Source organism: Mesorhizobium sp. CNPSo 4671 (assembly GCF_057784245.1).
The window spans coordinates 14,859-41,705 of the sequence record NZ_JBWLUW010000014.1 but is presented as its reverse complement, the minus strand read 5'-3'; the positions used below and the strand labels follow the sequence as shown (position 1 = coordinate 41,705).

The following is a 26,847-nucleotide window of genomic DNA, read 5'->3' as shown; positions in this document are numbered from 1 at the left end:
GTGGATGTCGTTTTCCTAAAACCGCGGCACACCCTAGGGTCAGGCCCCGAGGGCATGCTTTTGGACGACATGCACCTAAAGCCGGCTGAGCGCCTTCAGCTCATGCAGCACGGCGGCGTCGCGCGCCGAGACATCGGGAAATGCAGGATCCTGTCCGACATCGGCCGTGTAGCGCCAGGAACGCGCGCATTTGACCAGGCCGCGGTCCTCCGCCTTCTCGACAACAACGGCGACGCCCTTGACATCGTCGAGCGTGAAGGCGCCTTCCGGCGCCTTGCCATGGACAATGACGAGATCGCTAGTGATCGCCATCTCGGCCATGTCGACGTCCGCTATCGCTGCCTCGAGCGTCGCGTCGTTGATGGTGACGACCGGCACCGCCTCCAGCGAGGAGCCGATCACCTTCTGGGCACGCGCAATCTCGAGCGCGCCGGTGACGACGCGGCGCACCTGCCTGACCTTGCGCCATTTTTCCGCCAGCGCCTCATTCTTCCAGCCCGCCGGGATTTCCGGAAACTGGTCGAGATGCACCGACACGGCATCGGGATGCCGGTCGAGCCAGGCCTCTTCCATGGTGAAGGGCAGCATCGGCGCCAGCCATTTCACCAGACATTCGAACAGATGGCGCACCACCTGAACCGAGGCCTTGCGTTTCACGCTCGACGGTGCGTCGCAGTAGAGCGCGTCCTTGCGGATGTCGAAATAGAAGGCCGACAGCTCGACCACCATGAAATCGATGAGCGCGCGGGTGATGCGCTTGAACTCGAAGGCATCGTAGCCCTGGCGCACCACCTCATCGAGTTCGGCCAGCCGATGCAGCATCAGCCGCTCCAGCTCCGGCATCGCTTCCAGCGGCACGGTCTCGCCATAGTCATGGGCGAGCGTGCCCAGCATCCAGCGGATGGTGTTGCGCAGTTTGCGGTAGGCGTCGATGTTGGTCTGCAGCACGTTCTTGCCGAGCCGCTGATCTTCCCAATAGTCCGTCGTCACCACCCAAAGGCGCAGGATGTCGGCGCCGGACTGCTTGATGACGTCCTGCGGCACCACCGTGTTGCCAAGCGACTTCGACATCTTGCGTCCGTCTTCGTCCATGGTGAAGCCGTGGGTGACGACGGTGTCGTAAGGCGCCCTGCCCCTGGTGCCGCAGCTTTCGAGCAGCGAGGAGTGGAACCAGCCGCGATGCTGGTCGGAGCCTTCGAGATAGACGTCGGCCGGCCACTTCAGGTCGGGCCGATCCTCCAGCGTAAAGACATGGGTCGAGCCCGAATCGAACCAGACGTCGAGGATGTCCATCACCTGCTTCCATTTGGAAGCATCATGGTTGCCGAGGAAGCGTTCCTTGGCGTTCGCCGCGAACCAGGCATCGGCGCCCTCTTCCTCGAAGGCGTCCATGATACGTTGGTTGACCGCCTCGTCCTTCAGCACGTTGCCGTCCTCATCGGCGAAGACGGCGATCGGCACACCCCAGGCGCGCTGGCGCGACAGCACCCAGTCGGGGCGCTCCTCGATCATGGCGCGGATGCGGTTCTGGCCGGCGGCCGGCACGAAGCGCGTGTCGTCGATGGCCTTCAAGGCGCGGCTGCGCAGCGTCGTGCCGTCGCCGAGGTCCTTGTCCATGTAGACGAACCATTGCGGCGTGTTGCGGAAGATGACCGGCTTCTTCGACCGCCAGGAATGCGGGTAGCTGTGCTTCAGGCGGCCGCGCGCGAACAACGCGTTGCGCTTGATCAGCTCGTCGATGACCGCCTGGTTGGCGTTGCCCTTCTTGCCATTGTCGTCAATCACACGCGCGGGCCCGCCCTCGCGATCCGGACCGAAGCCCGGCGCCTCCTTGGTGAAGAAGCCGGCATCGTCGACCGTGAAGGGGATCACCGTGTCGACGCCACGTGCGCGCAGCTGGGGCGCGGCGTCCATCCAGGCGTCGAAATCCTCGCGGCCATGGCTGGGAGCGGTGTGGACGAAACCGGTGCCGGCATCGTCGGTCACATGGTCGCCCGCGATCATCGGCACTGGGAATTCGTACCCCCCGCCGAGGCCCTTGAAGGGGTGCGAAAGCACAAGATTTCCAAGCTGTTCAGCGCTGATGCCGTGACGGCGCTTCAAGGTGACCTTGGCCTTGGCCTGGCTATCTTCGGCCAGCGCGTCGGCAAAGATCAGTTTCTCACCCGGCTGTGGGCCAAACGCGTTCTCGGCCGCCGTCACCTCGTAGAGCCCGTAGGCGACACGCGGCGAATAGCTGACGGCGCGGTTGCCCGGGATGGTCCACGGCGTCGTCGTCCAGATGACGACATGGGCATCCAGCAAGTCCAGCGACCGCCCGCTCAGGTCCGGATTGAGTTCCGCCGGCTGCCCGTCCACGACACTGGCAACGACGAGATTGGCCACCGGAAACTTCGCCCAGATCGTATCGGACTCATAGTCCTGGTACTCGATCTCGGCCTCGGCCAACGCGGTGCGCTCGACGACGCTCCACATCACCGGCTTCGAGCCGCGATAGAGCTGGCCCGACATGGCAAATTTCAGCAATTCGCCGGCGATGCGCGCCTCGGCATGGAAAGCCATCGTCGTATAGGGGTTCTTGAAGTCGCCGACGACGCCGAGCCGCTGGAACTCACCGCCCTGCACCGAGATCCAGTGCGCGGCGAATTCACGGCATTCCTTGCGGAATTCGTTGACCGGCACCTCGTCCTTGTTCTTGCCCTTGGCGCGGTACTGCTCCTCGATCTTCCATTCGATTGGCAGGCCGTGGCAGTCCCAGCCGGGCACATAGTTGGAATCATAGCCGCGCATCTGGAACGAGCGGGTGATGACATCCTTGAGTATCTTGTTCAGCGCATGGCCGATATGGATGTTGCCGTTGGCGTAGGGCGGGCCGTCATGCAGCACATATTTCGTGCGGCCGGCGGCACTCTCGCGCAGCTTGCGGTAGAGGTCCATGTCCTGCCAGCGCTTGACCAGCACTGGTTCCTTCTCGGGCAAGCCGGCGCGCATCGGGAAATCCGTCTGCGGCAGGTAAAGCGTCTTGGAATAGTCGATCGTTTCAACAGTGTCGGTCATTGATCTGCCATCTGGGTAACCCGTCGGCACAAGGCCCGGGCGTTGAAGTCTTTGGTTGACGCATATCGTTTTCCCAAAACCGGACCCACTTTTGGGCGATATGCGTCGATGATCTGGAAAAAGCGCGAGGGCGCGCGCGAAACTCCCGGCGGCTCCGGCGGCGCTCAGGCCACCCGGAACACCGGGCCAGTAATTCGTATCGCGATCGCGAAAAGGCGCGAAAAGCTCATCATGGCGTGGCTTTTAGCGGAGATAGGCGCAGGAATAAAGCGTCTCGTTCGATTCGCTTACATCTTGAAGTCGAAGCGATAGGTGGTCGACACACCGACCATGAACTGGTTGCGGTCGCCGCGCTCCCTGACCAGGCTGGAATCGGCCGCCGGGCCTTCCAGGCGTGAATATTCGCCAAACAGGCTGGCGGTCATCGGATCGGTCACCTTCCAGGTCACCGCGCCGCCGAGACCGACGGATTTCAGGCCGCCACCGGGATTGTATTGGCTCAGGCCCGAGGCCACGGCTTCCTGTGCGTTGACGCCATAATAAGCGTCGAAATAGTTGGCCGAGGCAAAGGACACGCGCGGACCACCCGAAATCCTGACGGTTGGCGTCACATCATAGAAGGCGTCGGCGGCGATATCGGCGACAAAGCCGTTATGGGCACGGACGCCATGCCGCAATTCGGCACGCGCGCGCATCCAGTCCGTCGGATAGAATTCGAAGAAGCCGCCGACTTCGCCGCCCCAGCGGACCGGATCGAGACCCTTGAGCTCGTCGGCATTGCTGTCATCGCGTGAGAACAGGAACTTGCCGGTCAGGCCGGCGCGGACGCTGCCGTCATCGACCAGCGCCAGCGAAATGTTGTCGTTGCGCGAGGTGAAGCGTGCCTGGGGGCCCGCCTTGCCCAAGGAGATGATGGGCTGGGCACTCAGCATGTATTGCTTGCCGCCCTCGAAATTGGGCGCGATCAGGCCAGTGGCGCCAACCGTCAGATACCAGTCGCCGGACAGCCAGCCGAAAGCGCCGTCGCCGGCCTCGGCCGCGCCTGACGTGGCCAGCATTAAGGTAGCCAAGGTTGCAGAAATCTTCCCGACCGGACTCATGGCCACTCCACTAACACGATACAACTGTCCTTCGGTGACAGCTTTGACGAGGCTTTGGTAAAATTTGATTTAAGGCCGAGACATCCGCCTCGAATTGGCTGCACCATCGGGCCGCCCCGGCTGGACGCGGACAGGCACCGGAGCTAACTTCGTTGCATGCTGGCGGTCCTCGACGGAGGTGGCGACATGACCTTGCACGGCGATACACTGAAGAACGCGATCGGGGAGACCCGAGCAAAATGGGGATGGTTTGTCGGTCTGGGCGTGTTGCTTCTGATCCTCGGCGGCATTGCCTTCGGCAATCTGTTCATCGCCACGGTGGCTTCCGTCTATGTCGTCGGCTGGCTGATGCTGGTGGCCGGCATCATCGAGATCATGCATGCTTTCGGGGTCAAAACCTGGGGCCGCTTCTTCTACTGGCTGCTCAGCGGACTGCTTTACGCGGTCGCCGGATTTTTCGCTTTCGACAATCCGCTGCTGGCCTCGGCGGTGCTGACCTTCCTGCTGGCCGTTGCGCTCGTCGCTTCCGGCGCGCTGCGGGCCTGGGTCGGCTACAGTCACCGCCCGCAACAGGGCTGGGGCTGGATCGTCGCGGCGGGTATCATCAGCGTGGTTGCTGGCTTGATCATCGCCATGGGTTGGCCGGTCAACAGCCTATGGGTGCTCGGATTGTTCCTGGCGATCGACCTGATCTTCCAGGGCTGGACCTTCATCGCGGTCGGCCTTGCGCTGAAGAAGTAGCTCAGAACGCCACCGAAGCGTCCAGACCGGATAGCGGCTTGACGCTGGCAAGCAGCGCGCGCGCTTCGGCTTCATCGCGCTTCATCTGCACCACCAAGGCATCGAGCCCGTCGAATTTGATCTCGCTGCGCAGGAAGCCGAAGAACGAGACCTCACAGGTCTCGCCATAGAGATCGCCGGAAAAATCGAAGACGAAGGTTTCCAGAAGCGGCGCACCATTGTCATCAACGGTCGGGCGGCGGCCGAAGGAGGCGACGCCGTCATGCAACGTGCCGTCGGTGCGCCGGAAGCGGACGGCATAGATCCCTTCCTTGAGGGTGGCTTCCGCGGGAAGCCGCATATTCGCCGTGGGAAAGCCGAGCGTCCGTCCGAGTTGCTGGCCGCCGACGACCTCGCTCTCCACCGTGAAGCGATAGCCGAGCAGACCGGCGGCCTCGGCCACCTCGCCATCGCAGAGCAAGGCCCGGATCCGGCTCGACGAAACCACCTCGGCGCCCTCGTCGCGAAAGGCGTCGACAAGTGTGACGCCAAAGCCATGGCGTTCGCCGGCTGCCATCAGATAGGCCGGTCCGCCCTGGCGATCCTTACCGAAATGGAAATCGAAACCGGTCACAGCGTGGGTGATGCCGAGCGTCCTCTCCAGCACGTCGGTGACGAACGCTTCCGCCGACAGCGAGGCGAAGTCGCGCGTGAACTGCTGCTCGACGAGTGCGGCAAAGCCCAGCAACGACAGGAGCCGCGCCTTCATCGGCGGCGGCGTCAGCACGAACAACGGCATGTCAGGCCTGAAGACCTTTCGCGGATGCGGTTCGAAGCTCAGCACCAGGGCCGGCACGTCACGCCGCGCAGCCTCGGCCAACGCCCGTTCGAGCACCGCCTGATGGCCACGGTGGACGCCATCGAAATTGCCGATCGCGACAACGCCGCCACGCAGATCGGCGGGCAGCGGCGCGGTTGCCGAGAGATGCTGGAAGGCTACCATCGCCACCTACTGCAGTCTGATCATGACGGCCACCGGACGATAGCCGTGCCGTTCCAGGAAGAGCCCGAGCTTTGCCGGATCCGGCCGGGATGCATCGCCGTAGTCACGAGCATGAATGCCGCCGGAGACATAGAGAACGTCGAAACCATTGTCGGCCGCGCCCTTCACATCGGTCATCATCCCGTCGCCGATGGCCAATATCCGGGAACGCTCAACCGGCCGGCCAAGCACCTCCGCCACCTCTTTCATCGCGACGTCATAGACAGGCGCGTAGGGCTTTCCGGCGATCAGCGTGCGGCCGCCGAGCTGGGCATAGTCGCGCGCCAAGGCACCGGCGCACCAGATGATCCGTTCGCCGCGCTCCACCATGATATCGGGATTGGCGCAGATGAACGGCAGGTTCCTGGCCCGCAATCGGCGCAGCATTTCCGCATAATCCTCAGGCTTCTCGACCTCGTCGTTGAACAGCCCGGTGCAGACAACGCCGGCGGCTTCGAATTCCTCGACGAGATCGACATCGAGGCCGTCATAGAGGGTCAGATCGCGCTCTGCGCCAATGTGGAAGACTTTTCGCGGGCCTTCCGCGATCAGGTCACGGGTCACGTCGCCCGAGGTCACCACACGGTCGTAGGCTGATGGCGGAACGCCGATTGCGCTCATCTGAGCCACGACATCGGCGCTGCGGCGGGGCGAGTTGGTGATGAGGACAACGGGAATACCCGCTGCCCTTGCCTTGGCCAGCGCTGCCGCGGCTGCAGGGAAATGCCATTCGCCATTGTGCACCACGCCCCAGACATCGCAAAGAATTGCCGAATAGGCCTTCGAGACCTCTTCGAGCGAGCCAACGATTTCAGGCGAATCCGCCATGCCGTGTCCTTCATTATGAGCGTTGCGAGTGCCGTGGCCGACAGTTCGCCGTGGCCGGTTCGAATTATCCGAACCGGTACAAGCTGTCACCAGCTTTCAAGCATCGTCCGCTGAACGACCGGTTCCCCTGCCTCGGCAGGGCGTTTGTTTCAGGACGGGCTCGCGGCCGCGGCCCTTGGATTGGTTAGTGGTTGGTGAACCGCCAACCAAGCAATAGAGCGGTTTCCCAAACCCACCATTCAGCGTTTTGTGAAAAGCTGGCGCCGACCGAGAATCCGCCGGCGGGGGCCGCTCCAAGACATGCATGAACTTTGGCGTCAGTTCCGCCGCGACAGGCGCGGCAACTATGCTCTTATGACGGTTGTGGCGATGGTGCCGCTGATGGGCGGCCTGGCGATCGCGGTCGACTTCACCGAAATGAACCGCGAAAAGCAGATGGTAACGAATGCGCTCGACGCCGCCAACTTCGCCACGGCGCGCCGGCTGACGGAAGGTGCGACCGACGACCAGTTGAGAGCCTATGCGCTCGATTTCTTCAATGCCAACCTGAACGATGTCGATCCCGCCAGCACGACGCTCAACGTCACCTTGCCGAGCAACACCAGCGGCGGTGGCCTGCTCACGATGACGGCGCAGCTTGCCTACAAGCCCTATTTCTATCCCGCCTTCACCCAGATGGTCGGCAAATCCGCGACCGATGCGAACCAGAGGATCAGCTTCAACGTCACCTCCCAGGTGCGGCTGAAGAACACGCTGGAAGTTGCCCTGGTGCTCGACAATTCCGGATCGATGACCACACTCGGCACCGGCTCTGGACAAAAGCGCATCGATCTTCTCAAGACTGCGTCGAAGCAGCTGGTCGACACGCTGGCCCAGCAGGCGGTCATGATCAAGCAGGTCGACAAGCCGGTGCAGTTCGGCCTGGTGCCCTTTGCCGCTTCGGTCAATGTCGGTCCCGGCAATGGCAACGCGCCCTGGATGGACACCGAAGGCCTGTCGCCGGTGTCGAACGAGAATTTCGACTGGTCGACGCTGAATGCGGCCAACAAATACGCCCAGCAGACCAACGGTATCTGGTACAAGCGCGGCACTGGCTGGGGCACCGAGGAAGGCCAGATGCTGACCCGGTTTTCGCTGTATCGGGACATGAAGGTCGTCACCAACCACGAGCGTGTCGTCAACAGCAAGCGGGTGGTTTGCGACGAGTACAATTCGAACAACACCTGCAAACGCAGCCACGACGAATATGACTACATCGATTCCTACGGTCCATTTGCCAGCTGGCAGGGCTGCGTGGAGGCCCGGCCCTACCCCTACAATGTCAACGACACCCCGCCATCCGGCGGTTCGGCGAACACCGGCATAGGCGTCGGCGATCCGGCAACGATGTTCGTGCCGATGTTCGCTCCCGACGAGCCCGGCAATCACTGGAAGCTCACCCAAGACCCCGACGAAGCCGCCCCGGTGACCTACGGCGCGGTGAACAGTTGGTGGAACGACGATCCTTCGAGCAGCACCGGTCAATCGCGGCTGCGCAATATGGCCAAATATTTCCAGCCGCGGCCAATAGATGCGCCGGCGCTGCCCTCAGGCAATGGCCCGAACTACAGCTGCACCACCAACCCGATCACGCCGCTGACCGATGTCAGCGTCACCGATGGGGCCACCGCGATCAAGGCCGCGATCGACCTCATGCAGCCAAATGGCGGCACCAATGTTCCCGAGGGCCTGGCGTGGGGCTGGCGGGTGGTTTCGAGTGGCGAGCCGTTCACGCAAGGGCGCGCGGAAACCGAGAAAGGCAACGACAAGGTGGTGATCGTGCTGACCGACGGCGCCAACACCTACTACACACCGTCTTCGCTGGGCTATTCAGATCCCGCCAATTCGAAATCGACCTATGCGTCCTACGGCTATCTCAACCCCGGCTACAACGGCACCACGGTCGGCCGCATGTTCATGGGCACATCGAGCGCCATCGGTCAGTTCGACTATTCGAACGGCAATTACACCAACGCGCTCAACGAGCAGATGGTAACGCTCTGCAACAACGCCAAGGCAGCCAACATCATGGTGATGACGGTGGCGCTCGACCTGTCGACGACCAAGGCAAGCGACAAGCTGGCGATCGATGCGCTGAAATCCTGCTCGTCGGACTCGCGCTTCCGCAAGGACGCGACGGATCCGACCAAGCCGGCCAAGCTGTTCTGGAATGCGACCGGCGCCAGCCTGTCGAACGACTTCAAGGAAATCGGCAACGAACTGTCGAACCTGCGGGTGGTCGGCTAGGAAGCGGCGCTGAACACGTTCTTGGGTGCGAGTTCGGCTCTGATCTCGCCGAGCAGCGCCATGCCGCCCAACCGGCCCAATTCGTCCGAACATTTCGCACTCTTGCCATAGCAGCCGAATGCAACCACTACACGCTGCGAAAGCGGCCGGATGCAAGGCAAGCCCGAGGCGCCAAAGGTGGTCATGCAAGGCACGACCCGGCGTTCTTCGAAATCGAGGTCGCGAATACGCTCAAGGATCTGCTTTTGAAGCCCATCGGCAACCTCGATCGACCCGCCCGATTTGAACCAGTCCTTGATATCCGCCTCGCTTTCGAGCGGCAGATCGACCGGGTCGCCGCCGAGCTTCAACCAGGTTTGCCCGTCCGGATAGGGGATCGGCGGCAGAATATAGGGATCCTCGCCCTTGGGTCCGAAACAACGCATCGACGGCATTCCGGCCAGGCGTTGAACCTCCCCCGCACCGAGCCGAAACATCGCCACGGTACGCCCATAGACCGTAAAGCCCAGGGATTGACCGAGCAGTGACTGGGTATGCCCGCCTGCCGCGACAAGAACACGCTCGGCCTCGACACTGCCCGATCGCGTCCGGATCGTCACACCTGAGCCGCTTTCCGAAATCCCCAGGACAGGTTCGTCGATGATGCGAGCCCCGGCGCGCTCCGCCGCAATCGTCTGCGCCCGGACCAGGCGGCGCGGGCTGATGTATCCGGCATTGCGCGGCTCGAAATATCCCGACATTCCCGCCGTCGATTTCAGAAACGGAAATCGCTCCGCGAGCGCAGTATCATCATAGGCTTCACAGCGAATGCCAGCCTCGGCGGCGATTTTGCCAACCGAAGCGATATCAGTGCCTTCGCGAGGGCCGACATGAAGCACGCCGACTTCCCGGTAGAATTCCACATCGCTCTCCGCGGAAATCTCGCCGTAGCGAGAAATCGCAGCGCTGTTGGCCTGCCGCCAGAATGGATGGGCGTCAAAAACCCGCGTGATACGGCCCTCATCGTAGTGGCTTCCAAAGACACCGCCATGGCGCGGATAATCGGTCGGCTCATCGGGCCCGATCAGTGCAACATCATGGCCCATTTTGGACAAATGTCGCGCAGCCGCCGAGCCGATCAGACCACGTCCGATCACCGCGAGTTTGATGGCTTTGTTCGTGGTCACGATGAACTCCCGGGCCTTGCAGGCATAGACTGTATGAAATGAAACGCCAACTCCGGCTCGTCCTTAAGCGGGGAATTGGCATGTCGATGACAGGCTTGTGATTTTCTGGCGCAATGCCTGACGCCGGCAAGCCCTTGCGGGTGCCTGCCGCGACAGGCACATATCAGCCGCTCGCGGGATCGTGCGTCCATCGCGGCACGCTTAGGGGACGAACAATGCCCGATACCGCCAATCATATCGCCTTCGCGCTGGTCTGCCTTGGCATGGTGCTGACGCCAGGCCCGAACATGATCTACCTGATCTCGCGCTCGCTGTCGCAAGGGCCGAAGGCCGGACTGATCTCGCTTGGCGGGGTCGCGGTCGGCTTCCTGTTCTATGTGGTGTCGGCGGCGTTCGGCATTACGGCGCTGCTGCTCGCCGTGCCCTATGCCTATGACGCACTGCGCTTTGCCGGCGTGCTCTATCTCTTGTGGCTTGCCTGGCAGGCCGTGAAGCCTGGCGGCCGCTCACCGTTCCAGGTGCGCGACCTGCCGAAAGACCGGCCGCGCAAGCTGTTCGCCATGGGGCTGATGACCAATCTGCTCAACCCCAAGGTAGCGGTTCTCTATCTGTCGCTGCTGCCGCAATTCATCAGCATCGGCAAAGGCCATGTCCTGTCGCAACTCTTGGTTCTGGGCGCTACGCAGATCTCAATCAGCCTGACCGTCAATGCCATCATCGCGGTGACGGCCGGCTCGATCGCCACCTTCCTTGCCGGGCGGCCATTGTGGCTGGTCATCCAGCGCTGGATGATGGGAGGGGTGCTGACGGCGCTGGCGCTGAAGATGGCGACCGACGCCCAGCGCTGAGCCCTTCCGGCAGAGCATGATCCCAAACCGGTTCCCACGTTCGGGGACCATGCTCTGGTCTACATCGGCCGGCGGATCGGGCGGATCTGCGCCGGCTCGACCACCTTGCGGTAGAGGTGCCAGGTGGCGTGGCCCAGGATCGGCATGACCACCGCCAGCCCGGCAAACAGCGGGATGGAGCCGATCACCAGAAGCATTGCAACCAGCAGCCCCCACAGCGCCATCTGCAGCGGGTTTGCCATCACCGCCCGGGCCGAGGTTTCGATTGCCGAGACGGCACCGACATCACGGTCGAGCAGCAGCGGAAAGGCGATCACCGTCGTGGCGAGCACCACCACGGCAAAGACGAACCCGGCCGCGTTGCCAAGCAGAATCAGGGTCCAGCCCTTGCCGGTCGTCAGCACGTCGCGGGCGAAGGCGCCGATCGATGCCGGCGGCTGGTCGCCGAACAGGCTGGTGTAGATTGATTGCGCGGTGAACAGCCACAAAAGGAACAGCGCAAACAGCATGATGCCGATGACTGCGATCGACGGCAGCGCCGGGGACCGGCGCACATCCAGCGCATGGCGCCAATCCGTGTTCATGCCCAGCTCGCGCCGGCGGCTGATCTCGTAGAGCCCGATCGCGGCAAAAGGCCCGACCAGGGCAAAGCCCGACATCAAGGGATAGACGAGTTGAATGGCGTTGGAGCCCGAACTCCACTGCGTGAGGATCAGGCCGACAATCGGGTAGATCAAACACAGGAACACGTAGTGAGACGGTTTTGCCCAGAAATCCTCGGCGCCGAGCTTGAGCGCGTCCCAGAGGTCCGTCGTGGTGATGCGGCGCACCGTGGGCTGCACATGCATCCCATACGCGTCCGCCATGACATGAAAGCCGGCCATAACCATCCTCCCGTGTGTCGGGGGCGGTCACGCGGTGAGGCCGCCCGTAGCTGCCACTGCAAGAACGAGAGTGACGATAGCAGATCTGGCGTCGGTTGTCGCCGCGTCAATGGCTGGAACCAGTCGTTGTCGGTTCATCTCCGGCTGTTGCCCCTCGTGGGCGTGCCGGGCGGCCTTCGTTTGGCGAGCCACCTCGCCTCATTTTAGAATCCATGCATTTTAGTTATTGCTTAAATTACTCATAGAGACCCCAAGCGTATCACCTAGGCATTGCAAACCTTGGCGGCGGACGATGTTCACATTGAGGGGCTTCTGGCCTTCGAAGCGCGGCAACTTTGCCATGGCGACCGCCATAGCGATGCTGCCGATAATGGTTGTCGTGGCCGGCACGATCGATCTGACGGGCACCAGTGACGACGCCGCGCAATTGCAGAACTCGCTGGACGCGGCAGGGCTTGCCGTCGGTACGAAGTACCTGCCCAGCATGGCCGCGAGCGATGTCCAGGGACTTGGGCTGACATTCTTTGCGGCCAATTTGAGCCTGGCCGACCAGCAGGAATATTCCGACAGCGTCTCCACTTTTTCGACAACCGCCAGCGGCGACCCGAGCGCCTATTACATCTCGCTTTCGTCCAGCATCAACCATCCGAGCTTCATCAATGGCGCGGCCCCCTGGCCAGCTCACCGCTCAGCCACGGTCAAGATGAACCCCGGTGCGCAGGCCTGTGTGCTGGCGCTCGATCCACATGCTTCGGCAGCCGTAAGCCTGCAGGGCTCGACCAATGTCGCTATGAGCAGCTGCGTGATCGCAGCAAACTCGGACGCGTCCGATGCTGTCAGCATGGGAGGTTCCGCGCAGGTTTCGGCGGGCTGCGTCTCGACCGTCGGCGGCACTTACGGCCTTTCGCCGCCCAGCGCCAATCTCACCTGCGGAACCCCGCTCGAACATCAATATGCGTCTTTCGACCCTCTGGCGGATGTCGTCCCTCCCCCCTACACATTGTGCCTGCCGGTCCCGAACGGCAAAACCTATACGCTGTCGCCCGGAACCTATTGCGACAAGACGTTGTCGGGAAACATCACGCTCAATCCGGGCGTCTACATTTTCCGCGGCGTCACCTTGAAACCCGGCGGCAACGGCAGCCTGACCGGTCAAGGCGTGACCTTATTCCTCATGGAGGGCTCACAGATCACCATAAATGCCAATGAACAGGTGAATCTATCGCCACCCACCAGCGGTCCCTACGCCGGCATCACCATTTTCGAGGACCGCGGCAACACGTCGGCCTTGACGCTGAATGGCGGCGCAAATTCCGTGATCAGCGGTTTCGTCTATGCGCCTGACGCGGCCATTTCCTTTGCCGGCAACTCAGATATGAGCGGTCAGGGGGACTGTCTGAGGCTTGTTGGCTTGACCGTGCAGATGACCGGAAACTCATCCATCAAAACCGACTGCTCGGCCGTGTTTGGAAATCGCGAGATGTATGCCAGCCGCCTGATCACGCTTGTGAAATGAGCGGTTGGCCTCTCATTTCCATCTCAGATTTTACCGCCCTGCCCGGCAAAAGCCATGATCGCCATTATGTCAGGTGGGCATGACGATCGCGAAAACTGCAAACTCCCCAATCCCGAATCCGAACAGGCGCACGTTGCTCAAGGTAGCCGGCCTTGCAGCCATTGCCGTGCTTTCCGCCTGCAGCACCGTCTCAGTCCCGACGGGCGAAGGCGCAGGCGTCTCCTCCTCAGCCACCGCCACCCTGGCGGGTTTGCGCGCCACAGCCGGGCTCGGCCCGCTGACGCCGGACGCCCAGCTCGAGCAGGCGGCGCTGCAGCAGGCCGGCTACATGGCATCGCGGGAGCGCATGAGCCACACCACGGGCTGGGGCAAGGATTTTGCCTCGCGCATGAAGGACAACGGCGTGCGGGGAGCCGCGGCCGAGAACATCGCCGAAGGCCGCTTCGACCAGCAAAAACTGTTCGACATCTGGATGCATTCGCAAGGTCACCGGCGCAACATACTCGATGCGGATTTCAGTCGCTTCGGGCTCGCCTATGTCCGCGACGGACGTGACCCCAACCTGCGCTATTGGTCGCTGGTTCTCGGCAGGTAGGCTTCATTTTCCTGTTTGACGCATGTCGCTGTCCCAAAACCGCTAAGCACTTTTGGGCGGCATGCATTACTTCGTCGTCGCCTTGAATTTTCCCATCAGATAGGGGCCGGAGCGCACTGGTGCGTATTTCGGCGCCTCGCCATCGGCAAGGCAGCCGTCGAGCACCTTGATCTCGGCATCCCAGTTCGGCTGATGGAAGAAGGCCATCGACTGGCGCCGGTCCCTGCCGCCCTGTTCTGTCGATGGATTGACCACACGATGCAGGGTGGAGACCCAGCGGTCGTTGGTCCAGCGCGCCATCAGGTCGCCGATGTTGATGACGAAGGCTCCCGGGATCGGCGGCACCTCGGTCCATTCTCCATCCGGCGTGATGATCTGAAGGCCGCGCGATCCGGCCTGCGGCAAAAGGATGGTCAGGCTGCCATAGTCGGTGTGGGCGCCGGCGCGGATCTGGCCGGGCTTCGGCGCGACATGCTGTTCGGGATAGTTGAGCGCCCGCAGCGCGCTGATCGGCGCATCGAGATAGCTGTCGAAATGATTTTCAGACAGGCCAAGCGCCGTGGCGAAGACACGCATGATGCGCAGCGCCAGATCCTCGAGCGCCGCATAATAGGCTTTCCAGGCGTCGACGAATCCGTCCGGTTCTTCAGGCCAGATCGTTTGCGCATAGCAGAAGGCAAGCGCCTCTGGATCGGACATGCCTTGCGGCACGCTGAGCGGTCCGCCGTTGAAACTCTCCTTGAGGTCGGGTGGCGTGTCGACGTTGCGGGATTTGGCCAAGGCTTCGAGTTCGGGGCCGAGATAACCGTACGGATAGCCCTTGTAGGGCGCCTTCGCGCACTGCTTCTGCTCCGGCGGCAGATCGAAGAAGGCGCGGGCCTTCGACCACGCCGCGTCGATCACCGCTTGCGGAATACCGTGGTTGGTCACAGCCAGAAACCCGGTGTCGCGGCAGATGCGGTCGACCTCGGCGCCGAGCGCTCTTTTCTCCTCGGCGCCGGAGCTTTCGAACTTATCGAGATCGAACACCGGGAATGTCGTCTGCATCGTTCTTGCATCCAGTCTGTCAACGAAACGATGCCGTCAGGTTTGGCCATGAGCTAGGACCAATCGACCCGGCAATTCTAGTCCATCTGCGCTGCGGGCACATTGCCCGCCGAGGGCCTAGTCCATATGCGCTGCAGGTGCGCCGCCGGCCGGCGCAGCCTTCGGCTTGCGCAGCAGGAAGACGAACGGGATGGCTAGCAGCGTCATCACCATCAGGATTTTGAAGTCGTTGACGTAGGAGATCATCATCGCCTGGAGATTGACCATGCGATCGACCTCCGACAGCGCCATCGGATCGCCGCCCGCGGCCGCCGGCGAGACCGCCCAGAGATTGGGATTGAACGGGTTGATGAAGGCTGAAAGCTCGGCGTGATTGATCTGCGTGTTGCGCACCAGGAGCACCGTCACCACCGACACACCGATCGACGAGCCAAGATTGCGCACCAGGCTGAACAGCGCGGTTGCATCGGTGCGGTAGCGTGCGTCGAGCGTGGCGAAGGCAACTGTCGACAGCGGCACGAACACCATTCCCATACCCAGGCCCTGAATCACACCGGAGCTAAGGATCAGCCAGTTATCCATCTGCGGCGTGAAGCTCGCCATTGTGTAGAGCGACTGCGCGGTCAGCAGAAAACCGATGACGACGAGAATCCTGGCGTCGATCTTGTTCATGAGCCGCCCGACGACGAGCATCGAAATCATCGTGCCGATACCGCGCGGACCTATGACGATGCCGATGGTGATGGTCGGATAGCCGAAAATCGTCGACAGCATCGGCGGCAGCAGCGACATCGAGGCCAGGATGAGCACACCCATGATGAAGATGAAGGCCAGGCCGGTGACGAAGTTGCGGTCGAGGAAAATCTTCGGATCGATAAAGGGATGTTCCGCCGTCACCGTGTGAATGATGAAAACCCAGAAACCGGTGATGGCCAGACCGAGTTCGATCCATATCTCGACCGAGGAAAACCAATCGACCTCGCCGCCGCGGTCCAGCATCAGCTGCAGCGCGCCGACGCCGAGCGATATCATGGCAAAGCCGAAGAAATCGAAACTGCGCACCCGCCGGGCAACGGCCGGCAGATAGGCCGCCATGCCAAGGAAGGCGACGATGCCGACCGGCAGGTTGATGAAGAACACCCAGCGCCAGTTGAAATTGTCGGTCAGCCAGCCGCCCAGCGTCGGGCCCAGGATCGGTCCCAGCATGATGCCGGCGCCCCAGATGGCCATGGCCTGGCCGTGACGTTCCTTGGGGTTGATGTCGAGCAGGAAGGTCTGCGACAGCGGCACGATGGCGGCGCCGAACACGCCTTGCATCAGCCGGAACAGCACAATGGTTTCAAGGCTCCATGCCAGGCCGCACAGCATGGAGAAGACGGTGAAGCCGACCACGGTCGTCAGGAACAATTCCTTGCGGCCGAAGCGATCGGCGAGCCAGCCGGTGACCGGCGTCATGATGGCGGCGGCGACGATATAGGAGGTCAGCACCCAGTTGATGTTGTCGGGAGAGGCGCCGAGATCGCCTGTCATGGTCGGCAGCGCGACGTTGGCGATGGTGGTGTCGAGTGCCTGCATGACGGTCGCCAGCATCAGCGCTACGGTGATCAGGCCGCGATGCGGTACCTCTCGGAATGGTTCTGGCGTGCTCATGATGCGGAACTTCCAGCAGGTAACAAAACCGTGTACATAAGGGTTTCCGGGCGGCAACGCCTTCCGTTGAGAGACGCTTCATCGCGGTGGGACGCGATTATCGATGTGGGGGTTACATCGATCGAAAGTCTCTGATGAGCGGATGCCTGCCGCCCGGAAACATGAGGACCGAAGGGTCCGTGCCGAAGATTTCAGATTTCGGCCAGGCCGCAACGCGGCTCGAACCAAACGCTGATCCTTCACACTCCTCCCGTCAGACCAATCCTGCTATCCACTTCCACACGCCTGGTCGCCGCGGGCTTCAGCTGATTTTTAGTGCGCGGTCTCGCCAGCGGTGGCGTGACCGAATATTGCGGGAAAACCGCGGGCAACACCGGTATCGACGGTGACAGAGGCGCTCATGCCGGTCCGCAGCGCCATCCTGGCGTCGGGATCGGTCAGTTCCAAGCGTACCGGAATGCGCTGCGTGACCTTGACCCAGTTGCCGGTGGCGTTCTGGGCGGGAAGCAGCGAGAATTCAGCACCCGTTCCCGCACCGATCGCCTTGACCGTCGCCTCGAAGGTCCTGCCCGGATAGGTATCGACGACGATCTCGGCCTTCTGGCCCGGCCGCATATTGGTGAGCTGGGTTTCCTTGAAATTGGCATCGATCCAGGTGTCGTTGGTCTCGACCAGCGAAAACAGCGGCGTGCCGGAGCCGACATACTGGCCGACCTTGAAGGACGAGGCCTGGGAGATGACGCCATCGGCGGGCGCCTTCACCGTGGTCTGCGCCAGGTCGTAGGCGGCCTTGTCGCGTGCGGCGAGCGCGGCCATCACGGTCGGGTGCTTGTCGGTTTCGATGTCGGGGTTGCCGCCAAGTGCGGCCTTGGCGCTGATGATGCCTTGCTGGGCGACGGCGACCTGCTGCTTTGCCTTGTCGAGGTCGTTGCGGGCCTGATCCAGCGACGACTTGGCGTTGATGCCCTTCTGCGCGAGATCGGCGGCGCGGTCATATTGCGACTGCGCGTAGTCGACCTCGCTGCTGGCGGATTTCTCCTGCGCCGTCGACTGGCTGTAGGCGGCGCGCAGCTGCTCGACGTTGAGGCGCGCGGCGGCCACGGCCGCGTCGGCCTGGGCAAGCGCGATCCGGTAAGGCTCAGGGTCGATGGCGAACAGGAGATCGCCTTGCTTGACCATCTGATTGTCCGCTATCGCAACCTGGACGATGCGGCCGGCCGTGTCCGAGGCGATCGACACCTTGGCCTGCTGCAGATTGGCGTTTTCCGTTTCCTGATAGCGCCCGCCGGTCACCCAGACATAGCCGCCACCGATGATCAGCGCCGCCGGCAAGGCAAACATCAAAAGGAAGCGGCCCATGCGGCGCTTCTTCTTGGGCGCCTGGACCGGCTCTATGGGAGAAGCGACCGCGACGGGAGCAGCAGTCGGCTGGGCCGGAGCTTCCATCTCCACCTTGGCGGCGTTTTCGTCGACTTTGGCTACCGCATTCATGCTGCTGCGCCTTTCGTAGGCTCGACTTTTTCCGAGGTATCGCCGTCCGCCAGATTCTGCGCCATCGCATCGAGCGCCCTGATCAGGACGCGACGGTCCTCCGGCGAAACACCGACAAGCGACTCCTCATAGACTTCGCCGGCGAGGCTCTTGACCTCGGCATAGGCAGCGCTTGCCTTGGCGGTCGGGAAAATCATGCGCACGCGGCGGTCGGCGGCGTCGGCGCGGCGCTCGATCCAGCCGCCCTCTTCCATCCGGTCGACAAGGCGCGAGACACTGATCGGCTCGATTTCGAGCAGTTCGGCGAGCCGGGCCTGGGTGACGCCCTCCTCCTTGGCGACGCGCACCATGAGGCGCCATTGCGCCGAAGACAGGCCAAGCCCACTGGCACGCGTCTCGAAACGCTTGCGCATCAGGCGCTGCACGTCGTGGATCAAAAATCCCAATCTGTCGGTGCCGTCTGAAACCATGAGCGGTATATATAATAAGCGTGCTTACTATTCAAGCGGCTGTGTGATCTCGGAAGCCGGCAAATGTGCACGGCAATGGCGCAGCATGATCATGGTTAGCAACTGGTAAGAGCCGTGGCCCGAGATGGGTACACGGCGACCGCGCATCGCCGGGCGGCGTTCAAATACCGGCCGCATCAAGACGCGAGTGCCCGTTTGGGCGCTGCGGCCGCTGGTCGCGTGTGACATATTCATGTACAGCCGCAGGTCAGGATCGGGGGATCGACGCCATGCCGACGCTCTACGCGCTCAAGCCGGCTTTCCAGGGAAGACTGCGGCCGCTGGTCAACCGGCTGGCGGCAATCGGCGTCACCGCCAACAGCATCACCATCCTGGCGGCCCTGATGTCGATCGTGGCCGGAGCGGCCATCGCGATCCTGCATGAACGGCGCTGGCCGCTGCTGATAATTCCCGTCGTGCTGTTCGTGCGCATGGCGCTCAATGCGGTGGATGGCATGCTGGCGCGCGAACACGGCCAGGCTTCGACGCTCGGCATGTATCTGAACGAGATTTGCGACGTCGTTTCGGACCTGGCGCTGATCCTGCCTTTCGCAGCCTTTGCGCTGTTCGGCGCATGGGGCGTCATCGCCTTCGCCATCACCGCGGTGCTGACCGAGTTCGCCGGTGTGCTCGGCATCGCCGCCGGCATCGGACGCAATTATGCCGGACCGTTCGGCAAGAGCGACAGGGCGCTGGCGCTGGGCGTGGTGGCGATCCTGTGCGCCGCCGGGCTGTGGCCGGCATCCATCGCGGCGCTCGTGTTTCCGGCCATGGCAACGCTTTCGCTGCTGACCGCCATAAACCGGATACGCGCCGGTCTTATTGGCAGCGCCAGCTGAGCACTGAGGCTCGCCATGCCGGCAGAGGGAAAAACCATGATGCACGGACCGATCGCAGCGGCTGCGGAAAATCTTGGCCGCCAAGCGCAGGAGCGCGTCTTCCAAAGCCATGACGGGACAGAAATCTTCTACCGGTTCTGGCCGGCTGCCTCCGCCAGTGCCAAGGGCGCGGTGGTGCTCTTCCATCGCGGCCACGAACATGGCGGCCGCATGGCCCATCTCGTCGACGAATTGCAGATGCCGGACCACGCCTTCTACGCCTGGGACGCCCGCGGCAATGGCCGCTCCTCCGGTGAGCGCGGCTATGCTCCGTCCTTCTCGGCGCTGGTGCGCGACATCGACTGCTTCACGCGCGAGATCGCCGCCAGGGATGGCTTCGCCACTCAGGACATCGCGCTGATCGCGCAGTCCTTCGGCGCCGTGCTTGCCGCGGCCTGGGTGCACGACTACGCGCCGAAACTGCGCGCCATGGTGCTGGCCTCGCCGGCCTTTTCGGTCAAGCTCTACGTGCCCTTCGCCAAGGAGGGCATCGCGCTCTGGCAAAAGCTCAAGGGCCGCTTCTTCGTCAACTCCTACGTCAAGGCGAAATTCCTGACCCATGATCCCGTGCGCATCGCCTCTTTCGAGAGCGATCCGCTGATCACGCGGCCGATCGCCTCCAACATCCTGGTCGAGCTCTACCAGCACGCCGCCCGTATCGTTGCGGACGCCCGCGCCATCACCGTGCCGACGCAGCTTCTGCTTTCGGGAAGCGACTGGGTGGTGCGCCACGGCCCGCAGCACGAATTCTTCGTCAATCTCGGCAGCCGGACCAAGGAACGCCATGTCTTGCCGGGTTTCTTCCACGATACGCTGGGCGAGCGCGACCGGGGACAGGCTCTCGACCTGATCCGGCCGTTCCTGGCCAGGCAATTTACGGCACCGGACGCAGTGGTCGACCTGAAACAGGCTGACATCGCCGGCTACACCCGCGACGAGGCAGACCGGCTTGCCTCGCCGCTCGACCTGTTGTCGCCCAAGGGCCTCTATTGGGCCTTCAGCCGCGCCTCCATCCGCATGGGCGCCTGGGTCTCGTCGGGCATGAAGGCCGGCGTCACCACCGGCTTCGATTCCGGCTCGACGCTGGACTATGTCTACGAGAACGAGGCGCGCGGGCTGACGCCGCTTGGCCGCTTCGTCGATCGCATCTTCCTGGAGGCCATCGGCTGGCGCGGCATTCGCCAGCGCAAGCTGCATCTCGAAGAACTGATCGGCTCTTGCCTGGCGACGCTCAAGGCCGCCGGCCGGCCGGCGCACATTCTCGACATCGCCGCCGGCCACGGCCGCTATGTTCTCGATGCCGTCGTGAAGAGCCCCGACCAGCCGGCAAGCGTGCGCCTGCAGGATTACTCCGACCTCAATGTCGAGCTTGGCCGCAAGCTGATTGCCGAGCGGCAATTGCCGCCCAGTGTCTCGTTCCAGCGCGCCGATGCTTTCGATGCCGAGATGCTCGCCGCGATCGATCCGGCGCCGGACCTCGCCATCGTTTCCGGCCTCTACGAACTGTTCTCCGACAACGCGATGATCGCCCGCTCGCTCGGTGGACTGGCCCGCGCCATGCAGCCGGGCAGCCTGCTCCTCTACACCAACCAGCCCTGGCATCCGCAGCTCGAGATGATCGCGCGCAGCCTGACCTCGCATCGCGGTGGCCAGGCCTGGGTCATGCGCCGGCGCACGCAAGGCGAAATGGACCAGCTGGTCGAAGCCGCCGGTTTCGAGAAACTCGACCAGCGCATCGACCAATGGGGCATCTTCACCGTCTCGGTCGCGCGGCGCCTGTAGGACCAGCCGAGGCATGCCGACTGACCCTGAAGCTTCGCAATCCGCAGCCACAGTAACCACCGAACCCTATGGCCGGGTGGTCGTCAGGGCAGCGTTGTGGCTGGCGTTCCTGGCGCCTTTCTTCTACCTGACCTATAGCTTCGCCAACTGGCTGGCGTCGCGCCGCGACGATGTCGGCAGCATCGTGTTCTCCTGGGAACACAATATCCCGTTCGTCGCCTGGACCATCGTGCCCTACTGGTCGATCAACCTGTTCTACGGCCTGTCGCTGCTGCTCAACGACAGCCGGCAAGGGGTCGACCGCCTGGCCGGCCGCTTTCTCACCGCGCAGATCGTCGCCGTCTCTTGCTTCATCCTGTTCCCGCTGACCGCGACATTCGTGCGGCCGACAACGACCGGCCTGCCGGGCTTCATGTTTGCCGTGCTTGGCGGTTTCGACAAGCCGTTCAACCAGGCGCCCTCGCTGCATATCGCCCTGCTGGTGATCATCTGGGACCATTGGCGCCACCGGCTCTCCGGCTTTCTCCTGCCGCTCTGGCATGGCTGGTGCTTCCTGATCGGCGCCTCGGTGCTAACGACCTGGCAACATCATTTCATCGACATCCCGACCGGCGCGCTGCTCGGTTTCTTTGCGCTGTGGCTGTTTCCCCGCGGCGGCGAATTGCCGTTTTCAGGCGGCCGGCTGACCAGCGATGCGAAAGCCCGCCGGCTGGCGCTCTTCTACGGGCTGGGCAGCGTCCTTGCGTTGGCCGGCGCTGCACTCGGCGCCTTCCTTTCCGCCGTCGCACTCATCCTGCTTTGGCCGGCTTTGGCGCTGGCCGTCGTCGCCTTTGCCTATGCCGGAGCCGGCGCAAAAGTGTTCCAGAAATCCGCGGATGGCAGCGTCACGCTCGCAAGCCGCATCCTGCTCTTGCCTTACCGCCTCGGCGTCAAGACAAACATATGGGCATGGACGCGTGATCTTGCGCCGCAGGTCGCGGTGACCGACGGCGTCTTTCTCGGGCGCTTTCCCAGTGCAAGCGAGGCCAACGGCTTCGGCACGGTCATCGACCTCGCCGCCGAACTTGAAAGGCCGGCGGGAGCGACGTGCGGCTGGATCAGCTTTCCGACGGTCGACCTGTTGCCGCCACCGGTGACGATGCAGCAACAAGCAGCCGGTGCGGTGGAGAAAGCGCGCCGCGACGGAACGGTGCTGGTCTGCTGCGCGCTCGGCTTCCAGCGCAGCGCCGGCGTTGTCGCCGAATGGCTGGTGGCGACCGGCAGGGCGAGGACACCTGCCCTGGCCCGCGAGATGCTGACGACCGCCGGCCGGCCGGTTCATCTTGCCGAGGCCACGGAGCGGGCGACGTCATGACCGGCAATGCCTACCAGGAAAGCACCGATCGCTTCGCTCGCATCCTGATGCGGCAGGCCGCGTGGCCGGCCGCAGTTGTCGTGGCAGCGAACATCCTTGCGCCGCTGGCCGCTTCGGCGCGCGGCGCCTTCGAGACCCGGCATGCGGCCCTCGCCCTGTCGCTCGCCGCCGCGAGCGCGGTTGCCGTGCTGGCGCTATCGGCGCTGCTGGCGTTCGATGCGCTGCTGTTCCGGCTGATGGCCAGCCACGACGACGAGATTTCCGGCGGCGCCGCGGTGGATGAGCTCTTGGCGCGCATGCGCCTGAAGCCGCTGCCGCCCGCCACGCGTTCGCTCGACGAGCGCATGGCCGGTACGCGCCGGTTGCTCACCAGGCAACGCATAGCCATTGGCCTGTTCGTGGCGATGCTTTTGGCGGCCGGATTCTGGGCGCCGCGATGAGCAAGCTTGCATTAAAGACTTTTACGCTGCTGCAGACGGTAACCTCCGTCGGACTCTCGGCGCTGGCCTGGGTGGTGACCGGGGTGCGCCCGATCTGGAACGGCAGCCTGCCGTCGGACCGGCAGCGCATCTATTTCGCCAACCACACCAGCCATGGCGACTTCATCCTTTTGTCGGCCTGCCTGAGTGAAAAAGAGCGCGCGATCACCCATGCGGTTGCTGCCGGCGAATACTGGGGAAAATCGCGGCTGCGCCGCTTCATTGCCGAGGACATGCTGTCGTCCGTACTCATCAACCGGCAATGGACGAAGCCCGAGGAAAACCCGATCGAGATCATGCTGTCGGTTCTCGACCAGGGCCACTCGCTGATCCTGTTTCCCGAAGGCACACGCAACATGACCGAGGAGCCACTGCTGGCCTTCCGCTCCGGGCTCTACAATTTGTCGATGGCGCGGCCTGAGGTCGAGCTGATCCCGTGCTGGATCGAGAACATGTCGCGCGTCTTGCCCAAGGGCCAGTTCCTGCCGGTGCCGCTTCTGTGCCGCGTCGTCTTCGGCGCGCCGGTGACGGTGGCCCCGGGCGAAGAGCGGCGCGCCTTCCTCGACCGAGCCCACGCCACGCTCCTGGCGCTCAACCCGCGCCCCGAACGAGACGATTGATGCGCCACGACATCTCGATCCTGATCATCGGCCTGTTCGCGGTGCTGACGACCGCCAGCATCGTCGCCGCCATACTTTCGGCGCGGGCGCCGAAGCCGCTCAGTTCGACGCTGGTCAATCTCACCCAACGCATCAATGCCTGGTGGGTGATGGTGGCGCTGATGACGGTCGCCTTCTTCTTCGGCCGCTACGGGCTGACCATCCTGTTCGCGCTGATTTCCTTCGCGTCGCTGCGCGAATTCGTGACGCTGACGCACACGCGCCGCAGCGACCATTGGGTGCTGCTTGGCATGTTCGGCATCATCATCCCGTTTCAGTATTGGCTGGTGTGGACCGCCTGGTACGGCCTCTTCGTCATCTTCATTCCGGTCTATTGCTTCCTGCTGATGCCGGCCATCACCGCGCTGCATGGCGACACCGAACGCTTTCTCGAACGGATCGCCGCGCAGCAATGGGCTGTCATGATATCGGTCTATTGCGTCAGCCATGTTCCGGCGCTGCTGACACTCGACGTGCCCGGCTTCGAAGGCCGCAACCTGCTGCTGATCGCCTTCCTGATCATCGTCGTGCAAGGCAGCGACGTGCTGCAATACATCTTCGGCAAGCTGTTCGGAAAACACCGTTTCTCGCCGACCGTGTCACCGTCGAAAACCTGGGAAGGCCTGATCGGCGGACTGATGTCGGCGAGCCTGCTCGGCGCACTCCTGTCGTTCGTGACGCCGTTTTCGCCGCTGCAGGCGGCATGTGTCGCCTTCGTCGCCTGTTCGATGGGTTTTCTGGGCGGGCTGGTGGCCTCGGCCATCAAGCGCGACCAGGGTGTCAAGGACTGGGGCCATCTCATCGAAGGCCATGGTGGCATGATGGACCGCACCGACAGCCTGATCTTCGCCGCCCCGATCTTCTTCCACATCGTGCGCTATTTCTGGACAGTCTGAACCGGCAGCCTCCACCCCGGCGGTCAGAGCCGTTTTCGCACGACCAGCGTGACGACGAAGAAGGCGCCGAGCGAGCTGGTGATGATGCCGATCGGCAGTTCCTGCGGCGGCAGCAAGGTCCGCGCCAGAAGATCGCTTGCCAGCAACAGCACCGCTCCGCACAGCGCACAGCTGGCGATCAGGCGCAGATGCAGCGGACCGGCCAGCGGCCGCGACAGATGCGGGATCATCAGCCCGACAAAGCCGATGACGCCGGCGACCGAGACGAGAATTGCCGTCGAGAAGGCGGCGACGAGAAACGTTGTCCTGCGCATCCTCGCCACCGGCACGCCAAGGCTTTCGGCGACACTTTCACCGGCCAGGAAGGCGTCCAGCCTGCGATGGTTCCACAGCCCGTAGGCCGCGATCGTGCCGGCGCCCAAGGCGCCCAGCCAGACATTGTCCCAGCGCGCCAGCCCGAGCCCGCCCATCGTCCAGAACAGCACCGAATGGGCGGCGCGCTGATCGCCGGCGAAGACCAGATAGTTGGTGACGGCCGTGAACAGGAAGGAGACGGCAAGGCCGGCGAGGATCAACCGTTCCGGCCCCTGCCCCCGCACCCGCGCCACAAGCAGCAGGACGATGCAGGCGGCCAATATGCCGCCGGTGAAGGCGGCGACCGGCAAGGTCCAGATGCCGAAACTGTCGCCAAAGACGGTGATGACGGAAACCGCTCCCGCCGCGGCTCCCGACGACAGCCCGAACAGGAAGGGATCGGCGAGATCGTTGCGGGTTACCGTCTGCAACAGCGCGCCCGTCATGCCGAGGCCGCCACCGACACACACCGCCAGGATCGTGCGCGGCAGGCGCAAATCGACAACGATCTTGCCGACCGGACCCGACACCTGGTGCTCGTTCAACCCGACGGCATGGCCAAGCGAGGCGATGACGTCGGTCAGCGGGATAAGCGTCGACCCATAGGCGATCGACATGAGCACGAGGGCGACCACCGCCACCGTGCCCGCCACCATCGCCAGCGCGAATGCCTTGTGCCCTGAAAGCGCACCGGGTCCGGGGGCAAGAAGCATCAGAATGCTTCCGGATGCATCGCCTTGGCGATTTTGGCGATCGCCTCGATGTTTGCCGGTCCGGGCGTCAATTCGGCATAGCGGAGCGCCACGAAGCGCTCGTTCTTGACCGCGTCCGTCTCTTTCATTGCCGGATGAGCCTTCAAGAAATCGAGCAGTTTCTTGTAGCCGCCGCCATCCTGGTAATCGAGCAGGATGAGGAATTGCGGATTTCGTGATGCCACCGTTTCCCAGTCTGTGTTGCCCCAGCTGGTGTCCATGTCGGCCATGATGTTGTCGCCGCCGGCCGCCGAGATCATGGCGCTGGGGATGGCGAATTTTCCGGCGGTGAACGGCTTATCCTCGCCTGAGTCATAGAGGAACACACGCGTCCCCTTGGCGCTGCCGACCTTGGTGGTGATGTCAGCCAGTTGCGCCTTCCAGCCGGCGACGAGCTTTTCCGCGTCCGCCTCCTTGCCGAAGATTTTGCCGAGCTTTTCGACGTCGCCATACAGAAGATCCATCGAGGCGGCGGGGCGGTTCTTGTCGAGATGGACGCAGCTCTCGGTCAGCACCAGCGTCTTGATGCCGTGCGGGGCGAGCGTGTCGGGCGTCACGTCGCCGCCCGGCTTCATGCCATAGTACCAGCCGGCGAAGAAGAAATCGGGCTCGACCGCGACCAGGTTTTCGAGCGTCGGATATTTGGGCGCCAGTTCCGGGATGGCACCCTGCTCGGCCTTGAATTCGGGGCCGACCTTGTACCATCCGGTGATGCCGGTCAGGCCGACGATCGATGGCTGCAGCTTCAGTGCGAAGGCCATCTCGGCCATGTTGAGATCATGGATGACGGCGCGCTTGGGCGGCGCGTCGAAGATCAGCGGTTTGCCGCAACTGTCGACGGTGACCGGGAAGGCGAAGGCTGTCGAGGCCAGCAGCGAGAAGACGAGCGACAGTGCGAGACGTTTCACGGATTTTGCTCCTTGGTTGAACAGTGTGGGATGGGGGATGGGTTCG

General features: G+C 63.2%; 23 protein-coding genes. 11 read left to right on the top strand and 12 right to left on the bottom strand.

The features are described 5' to 3' along the window. Nucleotides 1-75: 75 nt before the first annotated feature. The gene (ileS, locus tag AC04SF_RS30290) at nucleotides 76-3,057 is read right to left on the bottom strand and encodes an isoleucine--tRNA ligase (protein ID WP_488480776.1); all 2,982 of its coding nucleotides are present in this window, start codon (nucleotides 3,055-3,057) and stop codon (nucleotides 76-78) included. Between the two features lie 287 nt (nucleotides 3,058-3,344). Further along, nucleotides 3,345-4,115, bottom strand: a complete 771-nt coding sequence (locus AC04SF_RS30285) for a MipA/OmpV family protein (RefSeq protein WP_488480775.1) — start codon at nucleotides 4,113-4,115, stop codon at nucleotides 3,345-3,347. Between the two features lie 228 nt (nucleotides 4,116-4,343). Between AC04SF_RS30285 and AC04SF_RS30280 the strand changes: the two genes are divergently transcribed. After that, complete coding sequence (locus tag AC04SF_RS30280; protein ID WP_488480774.1) at nucleotides 4,344-4,898, top strand: HdeD family acid-resistance protein; 555 nt, start codon at nucleotides 4,344-4,346, stop codon at nucleotides 4,896-4,898. A gap of 1 nt (nucleotide 4,899) precedes the next feature. Here the strand turns inward: AC04SF_RS30280 and AC04SF_RS30275 are convergent, their stop codons facing one another. After that, complete coding sequence (locus AC04SF_RS30275) at nucleotides 4,900-5,880, bottom strand: bifunctional riboflavin kinase/FAD synthetase (protein ID WP_488480838.1); 981 nt, start codon at nucleotides 5,878-5,880, stop codon at nucleotides 4,900-4,902. A gap of 6 nt (nucleotides 5,881-5,886) precedes the next feature. After that, nucleotides 5,887-6,747, bottom strand: coding sequence for a TIGR01459 family HAD-type hydrolase (locus AC04SF_RS30270; protein ID WP_488480773.1), 861 nt, complete (start codon nucleotides 6,745-6,747; stop codon nucleotides 5,887-5,889). Between the two features lie 300 nt (nucleotides 6,748-7,047). Between AC04SF_RS30270 and AC04SF_RS30265 the strand changes: the two genes are divergently transcribed. Beyond that, nucleotides 7,048-9,033, top strand: a complete 1,986-nt coding sequence (locus AC04SF_RS30265; RefSeq protein WP_488480772.1) for a TadE/TadG family type IV pilus assembly protein — start codon at nucleotides 7,048-7,050, stop codon at nucleotides 9,031-9,033. Here the strand turns inward: AC04SF_RS30265 and AC04SF_RS30260 are convergent. After that, on the bottom strand, nucleotides 9,030-10,199 hold the full coding sequence (locus AC04SF_RS30260; RefSeq protein ID WP_488480771.1) for an NAD(P)/FAD-dependent oxidoreductase: 1,170 nt from the start codon (nucleotides 10,197-10,199) through the stop codon (nucleotides 9,030-9,032). The two genes, AC04SF_RS30265 and AC04SF_RS30260, sit on opposite strands and share 4 nt — an antisense overlap. A gap of 215 nt (nucleotides 10,200-10,414) precedes the next feature. Between AC04SF_RS30260 and AC04SF_RS30255 the strand changes: the two genes are divergently transcribed. After that, nucleotides 10,415-11,047, top strand: coding sequence for a LysE family translocator (locus tag AC04SF_RS30255; protein ID WP_027054935.1), 633 nt, complete (start codon nucleotides 10,415-10,417; stop codon nucleotides 11,045-11,047). A gap of 59 nt (nucleotides 11,048-11,106) precedes the next feature. On the opposite strand, the gene AC04SF_RS30250 is transcribed toward AC04SF_RS30255, so the two are convergent. Next, on the bottom strand, nucleotides 11,107-11,931 hold the full coding sequence (locus tag AC04SF_RS30250; RefSeq protein WP_488480770.1) for a DUF2189 domain-containing protein: 825 nt from the start codon (nucleotides 11,929-11,931) through the stop codon (nucleotides 11,107-11,109). A gap of 292 nt (nucleotides 11,932-12,223) precedes the next feature. Here AC04SF_RS30250 and AC04SF_RS30245 point away from each other — a divergent pair, with 292 nt between their 5' ends. Continuing rightward, nucleotides 12,224-13,447: a TadE/TadG family type IV pilus assembly protein gene (locus AC04SF_RS30245; protein ID WP_488480837.1), complete on the top strand. Its 1,224-nt coding sequence runs from the start codon at nucleotides 12,224-12,226 to the stop codon at nucleotides 13,445-13,447. A gap of 79 nt (nucleotides 13,448-13,526) precedes the next feature. Then, nucleotides 13,527-14,042 carry a CAP domain-containing protein gene (locus tag AC04SF_RS30240; RefSeq protein ID WP_096456757.1) on the top strand — a complete coding sequence of 172 codons (516 nt, stop codon included), beginning with the start codon at nucleotides 13,527-13,529 and terminating at the stop codon, nucleotides 14,040-14,042. 66 nt (nucleotides 14,043-14,108) lie between these two features. Here AC04SF_RS30240 and AC04SF_RS30235 read toward each other — a convergent pair whose 3' ends face one another. The 4 genes from AC04SF_RS30235 to AC04SF_RS30220 all read right to left on the bottom strand — a co-directional run bounded on the left by AC04SF_RS30235 (nucleotide 14,109) and on the right by AC04SF_RS30220 (nucleotide 18,700). Next, nucleotides 14,109-15,089, bottom strand: coding sequence for an isopenicillin N synthase family dioxygenase (locus AC04SF_RS30235; protein ID WP_488480769.1), 981 nt, complete (start codon nucleotides 15,087-15,089; stop codon nucleotides 14,109-14,111). Between the two features lie 117 nt (nucleotides 15,090-15,206). Then, a complete protein-coding gene (locus AC04SF_RS30230) occupies nucleotides 15,207-16,739 on the bottom strand; it encodes a DHA2 family efflux MFS transporter permease subunit (protein WP_488480768.1) in 1,533 nt (510 codons plus the stop codon). 312 nt (nucleotides 16,740-17,051) lie between these two features. Further along, nucleotides 17,052-18,230: an HlyD family secretion protein gene (locus AC04SF_RS30225; RefSeq protein WP_488480767.1), complete on the bottom strand. Its 1,179-nt coding sequence runs from the start codon at nucleotides 18,228-18,230 to the stop codon at nucleotides 17,052-17,054. Beyond that, a complete protein-coding gene (locus AC04SF_RS30220; protein ID WP_488480766.1) occupies nucleotides 18,227-18,700 on the bottom strand; it encodes a MarR family winged helix-turn-helix transcriptional regulator in 474 nt (157 codons plus the stop codon). Before AC04SF_RS30220 ends, AC04SF_RS30225 begins: the two co-directional genes overlap by 4 nt. A gap of 269 nt (nucleotides 18,701-18,969) precedes the next feature. On the opposite strand from AC04SF_RS30220, the gene AC04SF_RS30215 reads away from it, so the two are divergent. From AC04SF_RS30215 to AC04SF_RS30190, 6 genes are read left to right on the top strand one after another with little or no spacing between them, the layout of a single operon-like run. Further along, nucleotides 18,970-19,578, top strand: coding sequence for a CDP-alcohol phosphatidyltransferase family protein (locus tag AC04SF_RS30215; protein ID WP_488480765.1), 609 nt, complete (start codon nucleotides 18,970-18,972; stop codon nucleotides 19,576-19,578). A gap of 36 nt (nucleotides 19,579-19,614) precedes the next feature. Next, a complete protein-coding gene (locus tag AC04SF_RS30210; RefSeq protein ID WP_488480764.1) occupies nucleotides 19,615-21,399 on the top strand; it encodes a bifunctional alpha/beta hydrolase/class I SAM-dependent methyltransferase in 1,785 nt (594 codons plus the stop codon). Nucleotides 21,400-21,412: 13 nt separating this feature from the next. Next, nucleotides 21,413-22,753 (top strand): phosphatase PAP2/dual specificity phosphatase family protein, encoded by a 1,341-nt coding sequence (locus AC04SF_RS30205; RefSeq protein ID WP_488480763.1) that lies wholly within the window; start codon nucleotides 21,413-21,415, stop codon nucleotides 22,751-22,753. Continuing rightward, the gene (locus AC04SF_RS30200; RefSeq protein WP_488480762.1) at nucleotides 22,750-23,193 is read left to right on the top strand and encodes a hypothetical protein; all 444 of its coding nucleotides are present in this window, start codon (nucleotides 22,750-22,752) and stop codon (nucleotides 23,191-23,193) included. Before AC04SF_RS30205 ends, AC04SF_RS30200 begins: the two co-directional genes overlap by 4 nt. After that, nucleotides 23,190-23,852: a lysophospholipid acyltransferase family protein gene (locus AC04SF_RS30195; RefSeq protein WP_027057501.1), complete on the top strand. Its 663-nt coding sequence runs from the start codon at nucleotides 23,190-23,192 to the stop codon at nucleotides 23,850-23,852. Before AC04SF_RS30200 ends, AC04SF_RS30195 begins: the two co-directional genes overlap by 4 nt. Continuing rightward, nucleotides 23,852-24,787, top strand: coding sequence for a phosphatidate cytidylyltransferase (locus tag AC04SF_RS30190; protein ID WP_488480761.1), 936 nt, complete (start codon nucleotides 23,852-23,854; stop codon nucleotides 24,785-24,787). The genes AC04SF_RS30195 and AC04SF_RS30190 overlap by 1 nt, the downstream gene beginning before the upstream one ends. A gap of 23 nt (nucleotides 24,788-24,810) precedes the next feature. On the opposite strand, the gene AC04SF_RS30185 is transcribed toward AC04SF_RS30190, so the two are convergent. Both AC04SF_RS30185 and AC04SF_RS30180 read right to left on the bottom strand, forming a co-directional pair. Continuing rightward, entirely contained in the window at nucleotides 24,811-25,854 is a 1,044-nt protein-coding gene (locus tag AC04SF_RS30185; protein ID WP_488480760.1) for a FecCD family ABC transporter permease, read from the bottom strand. Further along, complete coding sequence (locus AC04SF_RS30180) at nucleotides 25,854-26,801, bottom strand: ABC transporter substrate-binding protein (protein ID WP_488480759.1); 948 nt, start codon at nucleotides 26,799-26,801, stop codon at nucleotides 25,854-25,856. The genes AC04SF_RS30185 and AC04SF_RS30180 overlap by 1 nt, the downstream gene beginning before the upstream one ends. Between the last annotated feature and the right edge of the window lie 46 nt (nucleotides 26,802-26,847).

Bases quoted from the DNA above. Each gene is read 5' to 3' on its own strand.
- AC04SF_RS30280 (WP_488480774.1), top strand. From the start codon at position 4,344: ATGACCTTGCACGGCGATACACTGAAGAACGCGATCGGGGAGACCCGA.
- AC04SF_RS30220 (WP_488480766.1), bottom strand. From the start codon at position 18,700: ATGGTTTCAGACGGCACCGACAGATTGGGATTTTTGATCCACGACGTG.
- AC04SF_RS30210 (WP_488480764.1), top strand. From the start codon at position 19,615: ATGATGCACGGACCGATCGCAGCGGCTGCGGAAAATCTTGGCCGCCAA.
- AC04SF_RS30270 (WP_488480773.1), bottom strand. From the start codon at position 6,747: ATGGCGGATTCGCCTGAAATCGTTGGCTCGCTCGAAGAGGTCTCGAAG.
- AC04SF_RS30215 (WP_488480765.1), top strand. From the start codon at position 18,970: ATGCCGACGCTCTACGCGCTCAAGCCGGCTTTCCAGGGAAGACTGCGG.
- AC04SF_RS30225 (WP_488480767.1), bottom strand. From the start codon at position 18,230: ATGAATGCGGTAGCCAAAGTCGACGAAAACGCCGCCAAGGTGGAGATG.
- AC04SF_RS30245 (WP_488480837.1), top strand. From the start codon at position 12,224: ATGTTCACATTGAGGGGCTTCTGGCCTTCGAAGCGCGGCAACTTTGCC.
- AC04SF_RS30190 (WP_488480761.1), top strand. From the start codon at position 23,852: ATGCGCCACGACATCTCGATCCTGATCATCGGCCTGTTCGCGGTGCTG.
- AC04SF_RS30265 (WP_488480772.1), top strand. From the start codon at position 7,048: ATGCATGAACTTTGGCGTCAGTTCCGCCGCGACAGGCGCGGCAACTAT.
- AC04SF_RS30200 (WP_488480762.1), top strand. From the start codon at position 22,750: ATGACCGGCAATGCCTACCAGGAAAGCACCGATCGCTTCGCTCGCATC.
- AC04SF_RS30240 (WP_096456757.1), top strand. From the start codon at position 13,527: ATGACGATCGCGAAAACTGCAAACTCCCCAATCCCGAATCCGAACAGG.
- AC04SF_RS30230 (WP_488480768.1), bottom strand. From the start codon at position 16,739: ATGAGCACGCCAGAACCATTCCGAGAGGTACCGCATCGCGGCCTGATC.
- AC04SF_RS30275 (WP_488480838.1), bottom strand. From the start codon at position 5,880: ATGGTAGCCTTCCAGCATCTCTCGGCAACCGCGCCGCTGCCCGCCGAT.
- AC04SF_RS30205 (WP_488480763.1), top strand. From the start codon at position 21,413: ATGCCGACTGACCCTGAAGCTTCGCAATCCGCAGCCACAGTAACCACC.
- AC04SF_RS30195 (WP_027057501.1), top strand. From the start codon at position 23,190: ATGAGCAAGCTTGCATTAAAGACTTTTACGCTGCTGCAGACGGTAACC.
- ileS (WP_488480776.1), bottom strand. From the start codon at position 3,057: ATGACCGACACTGTTGAAACGATCGACTATTCCAAGACGCTTTACCTG.
- AC04SF_RS30185 (WP_488480760.1), bottom strand. From the start codon at position 25,854: ATGCTTCTTGCCCCCGGACCCGGTGCGCTTTCAGGGCACAAGGCATTC.
- AC04SF_RS30285 (WP_488480775.1), bottom strand. From the start codon at position 4,115: ATGCTGGCCACGTCAGGCGCGGCCGAGGCCGGCGACGGCGCTTTCGGC.
- AC04SF_RS30250 (WP_488480770.1), bottom strand. From the start codon at position 11,931: ATGGCCGGCTTTCATGTCATGGCGGACGCGTATGGGATGCATGTGCAG.
- AC04SF_RS30235 (WP_488480769.1), bottom strand. From the start codon at position 15,089: ATGCAGACGACATTCCCGGTGTTCGATCTCGATAAGTTCGAAAGCTCC.
- AC04SF_RS30255 (WP_027054935.1), top strand. From the start codon at position 10,415: ATGCCCGATACCGCCAATCATATCGCCTTCGCGCTGGTCTGCCTTGGC.